The sequence below is a fragment of the Mycobacterium sp. TH-M82 genome, assembly GCF_057473605.1.
In genome coordinates this window covers 1-1,557 of record NZ_JBYCKY010000571.1, presented here as the reverse complement: position 1 = coordinate 1,557, position 1,557 = coordinate 1, and the positions used below count along the sequence as shown (strand labels likewise).

Annotated in this window: 3 protein-coding genes; all 3 read right to left on the bottom strand. The window is 68.9% G+C overall.

Annotated features, from left to right (window positions below):
• Positions 1–375: DUF4254 domain-containing protein (locus tag AC2VON_RS17135; RefSeq protein ID WP_486954019.1), on the bottom strand; the 375-nt coding region annotated here is incomplete at its 3' end.
• A 93-nt stretch (positions 376–468) separates the two neighbouring features.
• Complete coding sequence (locus tag AC2VON_RS17130) at positions 469–597, bottom strand: hypothetical protein (protein WP_421528194.1); 129 nt, start codon at positions 595–597, stop codon at positions 469–471.
• A gap of 25 nt (positions 598–622) precedes the next feature.
• On the bottom strand, positions 623–820 hold the full coding sequence (locus AC2VON_RS17125) for a hypothetical protein (RefSeq protein ID WP_421528193.1): 198 nt from the start codon (positions 818–820) through the stop codon (positions 623–625).
• Positions 821–1,557 lie beyond the last annotated feature (737 nt).

Here is a 1,557-nt window from a genome sequence, read left to right as displayed (position 1 = left end):
GAGGTCGTCGTACTGTTGTTGGAGCACCGCGAGCCGCGAACCGTTCAGTACCGGGTCTGGCGTGTGCACCATGCGCAGAGTGAGCACCGAGAGCCGGCCGATGATCATCGCGGGGGTCTCGGTATGCAGCGGTGCGCTTCGGACCGGGTCGAGCCGCTCGAGCAGCGTGCCGTCGAGGTTCTCGACGGCGCCGTTGCGGCGGGCGTTGAGATCGTCGATGGCGCGTTTCCCGCAGGCCACCTCAGTGTCGCCGACGCCGGGGCGGCGGACGGCGTCTTCGTGATGCCACAGGTCGAAGTTCAGCGCGTGCAGATGCAGCGCCCGCGCCGGACTCGGTCGTTCGTGCCGGCGGCGTCGGGCGGTGTGCGATGCCACTCCAGCGCGGCCTCGTGAAACCGACGTGCCGCGTGCAGCAATTCGGTGGCGGTCGAATCCCGGGGCCGCGGCAGCGGCGCCGGTGGAAGCGGTTCAGTCATAACCGAAGTGGCACGCCAGGGCGTCCACCTGGGCCCAGGCCGGATCGTAGGCGTCGATTCGGTCGCGCGCCGGGACCACCCGGCGCAACGGGCGCAGGTTGCCCGCTTTCCACGGCAGCACGGCGCCGTCCCGGAAAAACTGGCTGTCACCGACCGGCTCCGGGGGGCAGATGCGCGATCCCGGCGGCGGTGCCGGAAAAAGTCAGGCCCCAGCGGCCCAGCGCGGCATCCGGTGTCGCTGCCGGCTGGGCCACAAAATCCTCATAGCGCGCCACCGCGGGTGCAGCGTCGCCGGACATCAGCGGCGGCAGGAAACGGTGCAGCAGCGCCAGCGCCTCGGCCACGGTGTCCTTGATCCAAAAATCCAGTGACCTGCGGTGGGCGGGTTCCTATGCAGGAGAACCGAGTTGACGATCTCACGGGGGTCACGCAAGGCGAACAGGACTGCGGCGTCGGGAACATGCCCGTGAGCATGTGCAACCGTGCGGCATACCAAGGGTTCTTCTCGCCCCAGATGGTGCAGGGGCGGGCGATCTCGTTCATGAGAACATGCAGGGCGGTGTGCGGGTCGGCGGTCTTCTCTGCGCAGCGCCGGTAAGTCTCGTAGAGACCGCGATCACGCAGGAACGCCTCGAGCCCGCCGGTCACCGGCCCCCCGCTCCGGACGGCCCCGATCGGGTCGATCTCGTCGAAGAGCTTGATCTGGTCGTGGCAGTTAAGGAACTGGGTGACAATAGTCGTCCCGAATCGCAGTGCCTCGACGGCGAAAAACTGCACTCCAGTCCCGCTCTCACCCGTGGGCCGCCATCACTAACCCCTCCTCCTGCGCTTCGGCCACCGGCGGGACCCCATTGCCCACCACCTCGCGGCCCCGCCCTCATGCGAGCGCGCGGGCTAGACAACCCGTACCGGCGCCACGCCTAACCCGGCCAGACCCCCACGCCGTGCGGAAAATTTCCGGGCCGGCCACCGGCGTCGGCGAGGTCAGCCCGTCAGGCCATGCTCGGCGCTCAGGTCTTCCACCGCGCCCAGCACGTCTGCCACCGTGATACCGCTCATGGACCGGCGGTCGATGTGGCGG